The 12,433-nt window shown below is 63.3% G+C and carries 14 protein-coding genes; 3 read left to right on the top strand and 11 right to left on the bottom strand.

The genetic code is table 11. The features are described from left to right. Positions 1-18 precede the first annotated feature (18 nt). Together I6E56_RS09245 and I6E56_RS09240 are read left to right on the top strand one after the other, a co-directional pair. On the top strand, positions 19-1,008 hold the full coding sequence (locus I6E56_RS09245) for an MDR family oxidoreductase (protein ID WP_197137546.1): 990 nt from the start codon (positions 19-21) through the stop codon (positions 1,006-1,008). Positions 1,009-1,036: 28 nt separating this feature from the next. Further along, positions 1,037-1,444, top strand: coding sequence for a DUF1304 domain-containing protein (locus I6E56_RS09240; RefSeq protein ID WP_197137544.1), 408 nt, complete (start codon positions 1,037-1,039; stop codon positions 1,442-1,444). A 75-nt stretch (positions 1,445-1,519) separates the two neighbouring features. On the opposite strand, the gene I6E56_RS09235 is transcribed toward I6E56_RS09240, so the two are convergent. From I6E56_RS09235 to hemE, 11 genes are all read right to left on the bottom strand, one after another. Continuing rightward, positions 1,520-2,272 (bottom strand): uroporphyrinogen-III synthase, encoded by a 753-nt coding sequence (locus I6E56_RS09235; RefSeq protein ID WP_197137542.1) that lies wholly within the window; start codon positions 2,270-2,272, stop codon positions 1,520-1,522. 43 nt (positions 2,273-2,315) lie between these two features. Then, entirely contained in the window at positions 2,316-2,555 is a 240-nt protein-coding gene (locus I6E56_RS09230) for a DUF3618 domain-containing protein (protein ID WP_197137540.1), read from the bottom strand. Continuing rightward, entirely contained in the window at positions 2,555-2,983 is a 429-nt protein-coding gene (locus tag I6E56_RS09225) for a phage holin family protein (protein WP_197137538.1), read from the bottom strand. The genes I6E56_RS09230 and I6E56_RS09225 overlap by 1 nt, the downstream gene beginning before the upstream one ends. A gap of 7 nt (positions 2,984-2,990) precedes the next feature. Next, entirely contained in the window at positions 2,991-3,344 is a 354-nt protein-coding gene (locus tag I6E56_RS09220) for a YtxH domain-containing protein (protein ID WP_231606297.1), read from the bottom strand. Positions 3,345-3,551: 207 nt separating this feature from the next. Beyond that, positions 3,552-4,937: a glutamate-1-semialdehyde 2,1-aminomutase gene (locus tag I6E56_RS09215; protein ID WP_197137534.1), complete on the bottom strand. Its 1,386-nt coding sequence runs from the start codon at positions 4,935-4,937 to the stop codon at positions 3,552-3,554. Beyond that, positions 4,934-5,929 carry a porphobilinogen synthase gene (gene hemB / locus I6E56_RS09210; RefSeq protein ID WP_197137532.1) on the bottom strand — a complete coding sequence of 332 codons (996 nt, stop codon included), beginning with the start codon at positions 5,927-5,929 and terminating at the stop codon, positions 4,934-4,936. Before hemB ends, I6E56_RS09215 begins: the two co-directional genes overlap by 4 nt. Next, the gene (hemC, locus tag I6E56_RS09205; RefSeq protein ID WP_197106940.1) at positions 5,926-6,840 is read right to left on the bottom strand and encodes a hydroxymethylbilane synthase; all 915 of its coding nucleotides are present in this window, start codon (positions 6,838-6,840) and stop codon (positions 5,926-5,928) included. The genes hemB and hemC overlap by 4 nt, the downstream gene beginning before the upstream one ends. Beyond that, on the bottom strand, positions 6,837-8,006 hold the full coding sequence (locus I6E56_RS09200) for a ferrochelatase (RefSeq protein ID WP_197137530.1): 1,170 nt from the start codon (positions 8,004-8,006) through the stop codon (positions 6,837-6,839). The genes hemC and I6E56_RS09200 overlap by 4 nt, the downstream gene beginning before the upstream one ends. After that, on the bottom strand, positions 8,003-8,683 hold the full coding sequence (gene hemQ, locus I6E56_RS09195) for a hydrogen peroxide-dependent heme synthase (protein WP_197137528.1): 681 nt from the start codon (positions 8,681-8,683) through the stop codon (positions 8,003-8,005). The genes I6E56_RS09200 and hemQ overlap by 4 nt, the downstream gene beginning before the upstream one ends. Positions 8,684-8,739: 56 nt before the next feature. Further along, the gene (locus tag I6E56_RS09190) at positions 8,740-10,065 is read right to left on the bottom strand and encodes an NAD(P)/FAD-dependent oxidoreductase (protein WP_197137526.1); all 1,326 of its coding nucleotides are present in this window, start codon (positions 10,063-10,065) and stop codon (positions 8,740-8,742) included. A gap of 5 nt (positions 10,066-10,070) precedes the next feature. Further along, on the bottom strand, positions 10,071-11,129 hold the full coding sequence (gene hemE / locus I6E56_RS09185; RefSeq protein WP_197137524.1) for a uroporphyrinogen decarboxylase: 1,059 nt from the start codon (positions 11,127-11,129) through the stop codon (positions 10,071-10,073). A 17-nt stretch (positions 11,130-11,146) separates the two neighbouring features. Between hemE and I6E56_RS09180 the strand changes: the two genes are divergently transcribed. Further along, positions 11,147-12,382 (top strand): glutamyl-tRNA reductase, encoded by a 1,236-nt coding sequence (locus I6E56_RS09180; protein WP_197137522.1) that lies wholly within the window; start codon positions 11,147-11,149, stop codon positions 12,380-12,382. Positions 12,383-12,433: the final 51 nt, after the last annotated feature.

Here is a 12,433-nt window from a genome sequence, read left to right as displayed (position 1 = left end):
CGGTTCTAGGCTGGCGGTATGTGGCGTGGAATCGAAGTAATCAAGAACGAGTCCGACCGACAAGCTCCGGCGCACGTCGAGCTCTCTGAGCAACTGGATGACAGCATCCTGATGCCCGGAGATGTCACGATCGATGTCGAGTTCTCAAGCCTCAACTACAAAGACGGCATCGCACTCACGGGCAGACCTGGCATCGTTCGCGCGCCCCGCCTGATCGCCGGTATCGACCTCGTCGGGGTCGTCGCCGAGTCGACGGATGACCGCTTTAGTGCTGGTCAGCGTGTGTTGGTGAATGGTTGTGGTCTCAGTGAAACCCATCATGGTGGTTACGCTGAACGGGCGCGCGTTCCTGGCGATTGGGTTGTTCCGGTGCCCGCCGGCATCAGCAATCATCAGGCTGCCGCAATCGGCACGGCAGGCTTCACCGCCATGCTCTCGGTGCTCGCGATTGAGCGCGGCGGAGTCTCCGGCGAGGTACTCGTCACCGGTGCTGCCGGCGGAGTGGGGTCTGTGGCCATCGCACTGCTCGCCAAGCTCGGCTACAGCGTGACGGCATCCACTGGTCGCGAAAGCGAACACGACTATCTGCGCCAGCTCGGCGCCACCACGATCATTGACCGGGCCGAACTCAGCGCCGAACCCAAAGCCCTCATGAAGCAGCGCTGGGCTGGAGCCATCGACGCCGTCGGCGGCACGACGCTCGCCTCGGCGATCGCCGCGACCGAATACGGCGGAACAGTCACCGCGTGTGGCAACGCCCAATCGAGCGAGCTGCACACGAGCGTGATGCCGTTTATTTTGCGCGGAGTGAGCCTCATTGGCATCAACTCGGTCTTCACTCCACGCGCACACCGACTCGAGGCTTGGGAACGCCTGGCCCGCGATCTCGACCTCAGCCTGCTCGAAAGCACCACCTCTACGATTGGACTCAGCGACGCCATCGCTGCCGGAGAAGACATTATCGCTGGCCGCATCCGCGGCAGAACGGTCATCGACGTGCACGGTTAAGCAGGGCGACTGTGCCACACTTTTGAGCATGAACATTGTCTTGGCCATTTTCGGATCAACCTTCATCTTTCTCGCCGCCCTCGTTCACCTCATGATTTTCTTCATGGAGAGCGTGCTCTTTCACACGCCTCGCGTGCAGCAAATCTTCGGCGTGAAGCCTCACGAGGTGGATGCCGTCAAGCCCTGGGCCTACAACCAAGGCTTCTACAACGTCTTCCTCGCCCTCGGCGCCGGAACGGGACTCGTACTCATGGGCACCACCAACCTGTGGCCAGCCGGCATCGCCCTCGCCATGTTTGGTGCGCTGAGCATGGTGCTCGCCGCGATTGTGCTGGTCACTTCGCAGCCCAAGACGATGATGCGTCCCGCGATAGTTCAGGGAACGCCGCCGCTGCTCGGAATCATCTTCCTCGTGCTGGCGCTCAACGTCGGCTAACAGGGCACGAACGGGCGGCCACCTCCACACCCGCGTTAACGTCCGCCTTCGCCCGCTGGCGGGCCGCACCGCCCGCTAGCGGCGCAGATACTCCACGAGCGTCTCGACAAGCGATTCGCTTGATCGGACTTCGGCGATCACGTGCACGGTGAGGCCTGCTGCGCGAGCATCGAACGCAGTGCGCGGACCGATGCACGCCACAATTGTCCCTTCGGGAAGCGGCGAGAGCTGCTCAGCCACTTGCCGCGCGACAGAACCAGAGCTGATCAGCACGGCAGAGATGCGGCCGGATGCAACATCCTCACGCACCTTGTCGGCAACGGGCACGCCCACGGTGCTGTACGCCGATACGCTCAGAACCTCGTGGCCTAGCGCCCCGAGACCGTCGACGAGAGTCGTGTCGGCAAGATTGGATTGTGGCGCGAGAACGCGGAGGCTCGGCGTAGCGTCTGGCCATTCCTTCACAAGCCCGCGACCCGAGTTGTCGAACTCTGGGACAAAATCGACTCGGTGTCCGGCGAGAGTGAGTGCGCTGGCGGTCGTTTCACCCACCGCAGCGATCTTGGTGCTTTCGGGGATCTTGACGCCGCTGGCGATCAACACATCGACCGTGGTCGCGCTCGTAACAGCGATCCAGTCAAACTGCCCATCATTGAGTTCATGAAAGGCATTGGCGAGCGCGGCAACGTTTTCTGAGGGCGCGAAATTAATGAGAGGAGCGATCACGGGAATGCCCGAGTGCGCTCTCAAAAGTGCCGCAACGCTGTCGCCCCAATTGCCTCCGCGCGGGACGAGCACGCGCAAACCATCGAGTGCTTTTCTTGCCATGTTCTCTATACTCCCCCTGTTGGGGAGTCAGACGCTAATCGAGCTAGTCGTCGTCGCTGAGAATTGCCCATGCGACGACGGCAACAACGGACACTGCGGCGGCAGCTGCACCAATAATCCACGGCAGCGGGTTGCTCTCGTAGGAAGTGCGCACGTTGGCGGCAACTTCGTCGACGCGCTTGCCGACGTTGAACTTATCTTCGATGGCGTCGAGCGTTTTTTCGAGTTCGGCACGAGCCTGCTCGATCGTCTTGCTGGTGTCTTTGCTGGTTTCTTCAGACATTATGACCTCCGCTTTCGGGTGCCTTTGATGGCACGAACGTCGCTCTTAATACTTTCAATCGTTTCGGTGGGTGCCGGTGGGGTTCCCTTTTTGACGAGCGCTAGGCCCACCAGAACAAGGATTGCCACGATCAGCAGCAGGATGCCGGCCACGATCAGTGCGGCGGCCCACGCTGGCACTATTTCGGCGAATCCCAGAACGGCGGCCGCGATGAGGACCATGAGAGCGAAGAGCGCGAAGAACGCGGCTCCCGCAAACAGTCCAACGCCGATACCAGCGTTCTTGAGTTTGCCGATCATCTCGCTCTTGAGCGATTCGATCTCTCCGCGGACGAGGTCGCCGAGAAGGCGAGGGACGTCGGCGATTAGTGCAGCGAGTGACCGCTTGGGGTCGCGCTGCGGTTCTGTATTCGGTGATTCACCGTACATGGCAGCCCTACTTCGAGTTGGTGGACTTCGTCGTGGATGCCGATGACGAAGACTTCTTGGCGGCAGGCTTCTTTTTAGGTGCGCTGCTGGTGGTCGTCACTTTTTCTGACGCCGTCTTGTCGCTCTTGCTTGACGCGACCTGCTTGACGACCTGCTTGACGCCGTCTGCAAGGAATTCCGCAACATCCGGAGCCTTGTCTTTTACAAAATCTTCAGCATTGTGTCGCTGCTGCGTGATTCGAGGATCGTTCCACAGCTTGCCCGCTGTTGCCTTGATCTTTTCGTACTTCTCGCGGCCAGCGCGGGTTCCGAGCACGTAGCCGATGCCGAGTCCTACTACTAGGAGGATTTTGCCCTTCATGGTGAACTCCATTTCGTTGCCGGTTGGTTCTTCCAACATACTCGCGTTAACTGCAGCCCGCGGTCAGGGTTTGCTGGTAACGCAGGTAGCTATTCTGGAGCATATTCTCAGATTGGCATAGTGCTTCCCCAAGAACTCACACAGAGTTTACAGTCGAGCCATCATCGCTTTCGAGGCCCACGGCGAGGTCGCCGCTAGCAATCCCGGCTACTGCGGGGCGGATGCCGCTGCGGCAGCCTTCGCGGCGGCGGGCAGTGCATCGACAATCTTCGAGACCACGCCATCGTCGTGGGCTGCCGAAACGAACCACGCCTCGAACACACTCGGAGGCAGAGACACCCCCGACTCCAGCATCGAGTGGAAGAAGGGTGCGTAGCGGTAGCCCTGCTGCGCTTTCACGTCAGCAAAGTTCATGGGCTCGGTCGGGCTAAACACGAATGAGAAGAGGTTGCCCGCGTGCTGCACAACGTGCTCAACACCCTCGGCGGAGAGTGCGGCCGACGTTTCGGCAGAGAGCGTTTCGGCGACCTGGTTGAGCCGCGAATACACGTCGTCGTCGGCGAGCCGAAGCGTAGCGAGGCCCGCAGCGACGGCGACGGGGTTTCCGCTCAGGGTGCCTGCTTGGTAGACCGGACCGAGCGGAGCCAGCAACTCCATGATGCGAGCCGAACCGCCCAAAGCCGCCAACGGCATCCCTCCGCCAATGACTTTGCCAAAGGTGAAGAGGTCGGGAACCCAGCGCGCCTCAGGGGCGTCGGGGTTCGCGGCCGCTGCGGCACGAGCATCCAAGCCCCAGTAACCGGCGGGGTCAACACGGAAGCCCGTGAGAACTTCGTCACTGATGGCGAGAGCACCGTGTTCGTGGGCAATGCGCACGATGGTTTCGTTGAAGCCGGGCTGCGGGGCAAGAACACCCATGTTGGCAGCGGCGGCCTCGAAGATGACGCCAGCGATGTCGTGGCCGTGTTCGGCGAAGACCTGCTCAAGGGCCGCGACGTTGTTGTACTCAATCACGAGAGTTTGGGCTGCGGTCTCGGCGGTGACTCCGGCAGAGCCGGGCATCGAGAGCGTCGCAAGACCAGAACCGGCTTCAGCCAGAAGCCCGTCGGAGTGGCCGTGGTAGTGCCCGGCGAACTTCACGAGCAGGCGGCGACCGGTGGCACCGCGAGCCAGACGGATGGCCGTCATGGTCGCTTCGGTGCCGGTCGAGACGAGACGCAAGCGTTCGATCGGGCTCACTCCCCCGACGCTGATGCGCGAGCGCACGAGTTCGGCGAGTTCGGTCTCGGCGGGAGTGGATGCTCCAAAGCCGAGGCCGCGCGACGCAGCCTGCTGAACGGCGTCAATCACTTCGGGATGAGCGTGGCCGAGAATGGCGGGGCCCCAGGAGTTGACGAGGTCGATGTACGACCGGCCCTCAACATCCGTCACGTAAGCGCCTGCGGCTTTCACGTAGAAGCGGGGCGTTCCGCCGACGGAGCCGAACGCACGCACGGGCGAGTTGACGCCGCCCGGGAGCACACCGCGGGCGCGGTCGAACGACTGTTGGTTGGTGGCGGGGGCGGACGGGGTGTTGGACGTAGTGTCGCTCATTCGCGTAGCCATTCTGCAAGTTCTGTTGCGTAGTAGGTGAGCACCGCTTCGGCGCCGGCCCTCTGGATGCTGAGTACTGATTCTTCGATAGCGCGACGGCGGTCGATCCAGCCGTTCGCGGCGGCGGCTTCGATCATCGCGTATTCGCCGGATACTTGGTACGCCCACACGGGCACGCTGCTGATGGCGCTGGCGTCGGCGAGCACGTCGAGGAAGCTCATGGCGGGCTTGACCATCACCACGTCGGCACCCTCATCGATGTCGAGTTCGACTTCGCGGCTGCCTTCGCGGCGATTGGCGGGGCTCTGTTGGTAGGCGCGGCGATCGCCCACGAGCGAGGATTGCACTGCTTCGCGGAACGGTCCATAGAACGCCGAGGCGTATTTGGCGGCGTAACCGAGCAAGGGGGCGTCAGAGTGGCCAGCGGTGTCGAGCGCGTCGCGCACGGCGGCAACTTGGCCGTCCATCATGCCGCTGAGCCCGAGCAGTTGCGAGCCGGCTTCGGCCTGAGCCACACCCATTTCTCGGTAACGCTCGAGTGAAGCGTCGTTGTCGACGATGAGCTCGGTCGCACCGGTCGCGAGGTTGGTGCGCTCGCGCAGCACACCGCAGTGACCGTGATCAGTGAATTCGTCCAAGCAGAGGTCGGTTTGCACCACGAGGGCGTCACCAGCCTCGGCGACAGCCGCGCGCGTAGCGACGTTGAGGATTCCGTTCGGGTCAATCGCCCCCGAGCCCTCGGCATCCTTATTCTCGGGAACACCGAAGAGCATTACGCCACCGACGCCCAACTCGGCGGCTTCGGCAATCGCACGGCGCATGGAGTCGAGCGAATGCTGCTGCACGCCCGGCATCGAACTGATCGCGGCAGGCTCCGTGAGCCCTTCGCGCACAAACATCGGCAGAATGAGCTGGTTGGGGTGGGTGCGGTTTTCGGCGACCAAGCGACGCATCGCCGGGCTCGACCGCAAACGGCGGGGGCGGATGATCACGCTCGCGCTCCCGTGAGTTCCCCAGCGCCCTGTGCCAGAAGATCGTCGGCGACCCGCTGTGCTGCCTCGCGCGCCGGGTCGTCCACATCGTTGACGTACAGCGCGTGCGAGCTGGTGAGGTAGCGGGAGCCATCGAGGGCGTAGACCCGCGCATCCAAGAACAAGAGGCCATCGTCGATCACGGCGTGCGCTCCGAGGGGAGCCGAGCATCCGGCGTCGAGGAAGGCGAGAACGTAGCGTTCGGCATCCGTCTTCGTGCGGCTGGGTTTGTGGTCGAGCACTGCCGCGAGCTTCTCTTCACCCGTGCGCGTTTCGATCGCGAGGGCGCCCTGGCCGGGAGCCGTTGGCCAGCCCGAAATGCCAAGGTGCTCGGTGACGGCCGCCGAGCGACCGGCACGAGCGAGGCCGGCAGCGGCGAGGATGACGGCATCCAGTTCGCCGTTGGTGACTTTGTCGAGGCGTGAATCGATGTTGCCGCGGATGTCGACAACCTCAAGGTCGGGGTAGAGCGAACGCAGCTGAGCTTGGCGACGCGGCGAACCGGTGCCGACCGTGGAACCAGCGGGCAGCGTCGCGAGCGTGAGCTCATCGCGAGCACACACCACGTCGCGCTCGTCGGCACGCTTGGGGATGGCCGCGATCGTGAGCCCGGGCACGGGAGCGGTCGGAAGATCTTTGAGCGAGTGCACGACAACATCGCACTCCCCCGCGAGCAGCGCTTCGCGCAGAGCATTCGCGAACACACCCTGCCCGCCGATCGTGGAGAGCGATTCTGTTGAACGGTCACCCTGAGTGGAGATCGGAATGATTTCCGTCTCGACGCCGGTCTTGCTTTCGAGCTGGCGTGCCACCGTGGTGGTCTGCGCCATTGCGAGTGTGCTGCCTCTGGTGCCAATACGAATTACGGTCACGGTGCTACCCCCGCGGCTGCCGGCTTGAAGCCGAGCCGCACGTTTTCACAGCATCCGGGACGACAGACGTCGTACCAGGGGCCGATTGTTGTTAGTGCGGGGCGGTCTGCCACCGGCACTCCGTCGCGGCGCTCCAACACGAGGTCAATAAGACCCGTGACGAACGCCGGATGTACGCCGGGCGTAGGAACGCGAACGGCAACCATGTTGTGGCCTCCCGCAGTTTCCAGCGCTTCGGTGTCGAGATCCCATTTCACTTCCATGTGGTCAGAAATGAATCCAACCGGAACGATGACAACCGCTTCGATGCCATCGGCGGCAAGCGCATCAATCGCATCGTTGATGTCGGGCTCCAGCCACGGCATCGAGGGCGGGCCACTGCGCGACTGGTACACGAGACTGTGCGCCGGCAGCGTGCTGGCGGAAAAGTCTTCCGCCTGCGCCGCCATGACAACTTCTGAGACGGCGAGGTGCTGTGCCGCGTAGGCACCGCCCTCTCCGAAACCGCGCGACTCCGGGCCGCTCTTGGCGGCATCCGTCGACGGAATCGAGTGGGTAGTGAAGAGCACGTGCGTCTTCTCGGGCGCAATGCCCTTGGCGGCGATCTGAGCGAGACCGTCACGAACGCCGTCGATGAACGGCTGAACGAAACCGGGGTGGTCGAAGAACTGACGCACCTTGTCAATCTGGATCGTGCCTTCGAGGCCGGTCTGCTCAAGGGCGATTGCGTAGTCTTCGCGGTACTGGCGGCAGCTGGAGTACGAGCTGTACGCACTCGTGCCCACGGCTATGAGCTTCTTGTAGCCGCGCTCATTGGCTTCGGTGAGCGCATCGCTCAAGTAGGGATTCCAGTTGCGGTTTCCCCACAGCACGGGCAGGTCGATTCCGCGACGAGCAAGCTCGGCTTCGAGCGCTGCCTTCAACTCACGGTTCTGGTCGTTGATCGGGCTAATGCCACCGAACGCGCGGTAGTGATGCGCGACCTCTTCGAGGCGCTCTTCGGGAATGCCTCGTCCGCGCGTGACATTCCGCAGGAACGGGATGACATCGTCTTGACCCTCAGGCCCGCCAAAACTCGCGAGGAGAATGGCGTCGTAGGCCACGGCTTCTTCAACGTGTTCGGGACCGGATGCCGCGGCATCCGTTGCACCAAGAACGTGGGTCATGCCAGCACCTCAGAGATCTCGTCGAGAGTGATGCGGCGGCCCGTGTAGAAGGGGACCTCTTCGCGCACGTGAAGGCGGGCATCCGTTTGGCGGAGGTGACGCATGAGGTCGACAAGGTCGACGAGTTCGGGAGCTTCGAGCGCGAGCATCCACTCGTAGTCTCCGAGCGCAAAGCTCGCGACAGTGTTGGCGAGAACCTGGGGCATTTCGGAGCCCTTCATGCCGTGGTCGCGCAACATCTTGCTGCGCTCGGCGTCGGGCAGCAAGTACCACTCGTAGCTGCGCACGAAGGGGTAAACAGTGAGCCACGCTTCGGGCTCTTTGCCGCGCATGAACGCCGGCATGTGGCTCTTCGAGAACTCGGCGTCGCGGTGCACGCCCATCGCGTTCCAGGTCGGCAGAAGTGAGGCGAGCGGGTCGCTGCGACGCAGTTCGCGCAACGCCCACTGGATGTCTTCAGGGTTGTTGCCGTGCAACCAAATCATGATGTCAGCGTCGGCGCGCATGCCGGAGACATCGTAGAAACCACGGATGGTGACCCCGCGGGCCTCGACTGCGGCCACGGCCTTGTCGAGGTTGCCAGCGAGTGCCGGACGGTGCGGATCACGACGGAGAACCGCCCACAGTGTGTAACCCAAAACTTCAGTGGACTCGTCGACGTCTGTCATGTCTTCCATTCTCTCCCGCGCCTTCTGGGCACACTGGGAAAATACCGTGAGTTAGGTGAACCTAACTAGCTTACCTCTGTGGATGCTTCGTCGGCCTCGGTGGTGGGGCCGTCCGCGGGGTCTGCGGCAGGTTCCGCAGCAGGCTCCTTGGGCTCGAGCGCCAGCAGGCGATCGGCCGTGGCATTGGCGTGCGTGACGATGCCAGCCAACCCGGTTCCGCCGACGGTTTCGCCGACAACCACTACGCCATCCGTGCGCTCAGCGGCGGCGAGCGCGGCGGGGCGAACCCATTCGCGACGAGCAAAGTCAATGACCGACTCCGGCGGCAACGAGACCCCGAGCAGCACTTCAGCATCGTGACGAGCGACGTCGGCAAAATCTCCGGCGGGCACCTCGTTGTACGAAAGGCGCACGACGTGGCGGCCATTCGCTTGCTCTTTCAACCATTGCCACTTGGCGGTCGCATGGGTGAGGGCGCGAGCGGAAACCGCAGTGCAGCCGGGGGCGACGAGCACTCCCGAACCGCGGGGTTCGGCATCCAACGCGGGCGTATCAAGCACAAGAGTCGCGAGCGTGACGGTGCGGCCACGAACCGGGGCAAGGATGCCGGGGGCCGCCACAATGACAGTGCCGTCGAGGTCGGCGAGCGCCTCAGCACTCTCAATGCGGCGCCCGCGCTCGACAATCACGCCGTAAGTCTTCAGGTCGGCGGCCAACTCAGTGACGAGACGACTGATGCCACCCCGGATGCCCTGAACCGCTGTTCCGGCCGGCATCGCGCCGCGCATCGAACGCACCGCTGCCGCCAGCGACCCGTGCAGGGCGAGGCGTTCCTTGAGCGTTACAACGCGGTCGAGCGGAAGATCGTCGGGGTGCAGCGAGTACACGCCGTACACAACGGGTGCGACCAGTTTCTCCACGACCGCTTTACCCATGCGGCGGCGCACGAGAGCGCCCAGCGAAATATCGGTGCGCTTGCCAAACCACGGAATCAGCGAATCGAGTTGAGCCCGCATCGCTCCGCCCAAGCCAATTACGGCGATTGTCTGAGCGTCGAGCGGTGTTGCCGGAATGCCCAAAATGCCGGTGCTGGGCAACGGGAGGGCCACGCCATCCACGGGCTGCAGCCAGGCACCTTCGTCGCTCGGCGAAACGATGTCATCGACAAGTCCCAGCTCGCGAGCGAGGTCGGCAACAGTATCGCCGCGGGTGGCAAAGCTTTCGGCTCCGGCATCCAGATTGATACCGCCAACCAGGTGGGATGCCACCGTGCCGCCGAGATGATCGCTCGCCTCAATGAGGCGCACGGTTCGGCCAGCCATCGCGAGACGCCGCGCAGTGACGAGCCCTGCGATGCCGCCGCCGACGACGGTGAATTCTGTCGTGCTCACGCTCACTAACCTTCCTCGTGAACGAGCTCCACGATCTTGGTGAGCACATCCGGATCAGTGTCGGGGCCAACCCCGTGGCCGAGATTCACGACGTGGGCTGGGGCAACGCGGCCACGGTTCATGACGTCGCGCACGTGCGCTTCGAGCACATGCCACGGTGCGCCGAGCAGTGCGGGGTCGATGTTGCCCTGCAACGGCACTCCGCCACCGAGGCGACGGTCAGCCTCATCGAGCGGGATGCGCCAGTCAACGCCCATCACGTCGGCACCAACGCCGTGCATGGCCTGCAAAACTTCGCCGCTGCCGACACCAAAGTGAACCTTCGGAACGTCGTAACCGCGCAAGTGCGAAAGAACGCGCTTGGAGTGCGGGGCAACCCGGCGCACGTACTGCTGCTCCGAAAGCGACCCGACCCAGGAGTCAAAGAGTTGAACGGCAGAGGCACCAGCCTCAACCTGGGCGATTAAGAATTCGCCAGCGACATCGGCACACCAATTGAGCAAGTTCGCCCAGGTCTGCGGGTCGGAATACATGAGCGTGCGGGCACGCTGCTGGTCTTTGCTCGGGCCACCCTCGACCATGTACGACGCGAGAGTGAATGGTGCTCCAGCGAAACCGATCAGCGGGGTGGTTCCCAGTTGAGCAACGGTTTGCGCGACAGCCTCGCGGATCGGCGCAAACGCAGCCGGGTCGATCGGGTGCAGCTTGGCGACATCCGCCGCCGTACGAATCGGGTTAGCGAACACGGGGCCACGACCGGGAACAATCTCGACCTCAACGCCGGCAAGCTTGGCGGGGATCACGATATCGCTGAAGAAAATAGCGGCGTCGACATTGTGGCGACGCACGGGCTGCATCGTGATTTCGCTCGCGAGGTCGGGCGTGAGGCACGCCTCCAACATTTCGTTACCTTCGCGCAGTTTGCGGTACTCAGGAAGGGAGCGGCCGGCCTGGCGCATAAACCAGACGGGAGTGGTTTCGGGGCGATCGCCGCGGTAGGCCCGGATGATAGGCGAGTTAGCTGTGCGGCCGTCGAGAAGTGGGTGGTCAGAATTCAAAGTCACGGGGTTAACATTAGGTTGTGCTCCTGTGTCTTAGCTCGAATCATCGCAACGCGAGCTTAGACGTACTCGAAAGTCTGTCTGAGGTCGCCCCGGCGGCCACCGTCGACCTCGTTTCGCACAATGATTTCGTTGCCGGAGCCGTTCTGGTTGCCACCTGCAACCGCTTCGAGGCCTACCTCGATGTCGAGGAACCACTCACTGCCGCCACGGCCATTACGGTCTGCTCGCTGCTCGAATCACTGAGCGAGCGCACCGGCCTCAGCATCGACACGCTCCATTCCTCCATCGCTGTTCATGAGGGGGCGGATGCCGCAGCTCACCTCTTTGCGGTGACGTCGGGACTTGAGTCCGTTGTGATCGGCGAAGCCGAGATCTCAGGTCAGGTCAGCCGCGCGCTCGATCAGGCACGCAAAGACGGCACGACCACTCGCGACCTTGAGCGCCTCTTTCAGCGCGCAACACACACGAGTCGCGGCATCAAGAACAACACCGCCATAGGTGGTTCGGGCAAGTCACTCGTGCGCCTCGCTCTCGAGCTTGCGTCAAGCCGCGTCGCTGACTGGTCGACGACGCGCGTGCTTGTGGTCGGCACTGGTCGCTACGCCGTCACCACCGTGAATGCTCTGCGCGACAAGGGAGCCCTCGACCTGCGCGTCTTCTCCCCCTCGGGGCGCGACGCCGCCTTCGCCCTCAAGCACGGCCTTACTCAGAGCGAAGATTTCGACGTCGATGTCATCGTCACGTGTACCGTGAGCGCGCTTCTCGGCACAGAACGCTTCTCGGCCGCCAGCAAGTGCCTCGTGCTTGACCTCGGCCTCCCCCGCAACGTCGACCCCGCCGTTGGCCACCTCGACGGCGTTGACCTGCTTGACCTCGAAACCATCAGCCTGCACGCGCCGCTCGAAGAGCTGAACGCTCATGCGGATGCTCGCGATCTGGTTCGCACGGCCGCCCACGAATTCGCTGCCGAAAGCCAGGCGGAGCCAGCCATCGTTGCTCTTCGCAAGCACCACTTCGCCCTCCTCGAGGCAGAAATCGCTCGCGCCACTGCCCGCGGAGCCGGTGACGAAACCATTTCGGCGCTGCGTCACCTCGGTGGCGTGCTGCTGCACGGCCCTTCGGTGCGGGCCCGCGAGTTCGCGGCTGACGGCCGCGTCGCTGAGTTTGATGCGGCACTCTCGGCTCTCTACAACATCCCGGTCGAGCGCACAGCGCGGGCAAGCGATGCCCACGCCCGACCTCAGACGGCCTAACTGACGGCATCGCCGCCGAAACTCGGCACCACCCACAACGATGATGGGCTC

The organism is Salinibacterium sp. NK8237 (assembly GCF_015864955.1).
GTDB lineage: Bacteria > Actinomycetota > Actinomycetes > Actinomycetales > Microbacteriaceae > Rhodoglobus.
Note: the sequence above shows the minus strand (reverse complement) of the source record. Positions and strands in the feature narration are given on the sequence as shown.

Bases quoted from the DNA above. Each gene is read 5' to 3' on its own strand.
- I6E56_RS09225 (WP_197137538.1), bottom strand. From the start codon at position 2,983: ATGTACGGTGAATCACCGAATACAGAACCGCAGCGCGACCCCAAGCGG.
- I6E56_RS09200 (WP_197137530.1), bottom strand. From the start codon at position 8,006: ATGACCCACGTTCTTGGTGCAACGGATGCCGCGGCATCCGGTCCCGAA.
- I6E56_RS09220 (WP_231606297.1), bottom strand. From the start codon at position 3,344: ATGAAGGGCAAAATCCTCCTAGTAGTAGGACTCGGCATCGGCTACGTG.
- I6E56_RS09235 (WP_197137542.1), bottom strand. From the start codon at position 2,272: ATGGCAAGAAAAGCACTCGATGGTTTGCGCGTGCTCGTCCCGCGCGGA.
- hemQ (WP_197137528.1), bottom strand. From the start codon at position 8,683: ATGGAAGACATGACAGACGTCGACGAGTCCACTGAAGTTTTGGGTTAC.
- I6E56_RS09240 (WP_197137544.1), top strand. From the start codon at position 1,037: ATGAACATTGTCTTGGCCATTTTCGGATCAACCTTCATCTTTCTCGCC.
- I6E56_RS09245 (WP_197137546.1), top strand. From the start codon at position 19: ATGTGGCGTGGAATCGAAGTAATCAAGAACGAGTCCGACCGACAAGCT.
- I6E56_RS09230 (WP_197137540.1), bottom strand. From the start codon at position 2,555: ATGTCTGAAGAAACCAGCAAAGACACCAGCAAGACGATCGAGCAGGCT.
- I6E56_RS09215 (WP_197137534.1), bottom strand. From the start codon at position 4,937: ATGAGCGACACTACGTCCAACACCCCGTCCGCCCCCGCCACCAACCAA.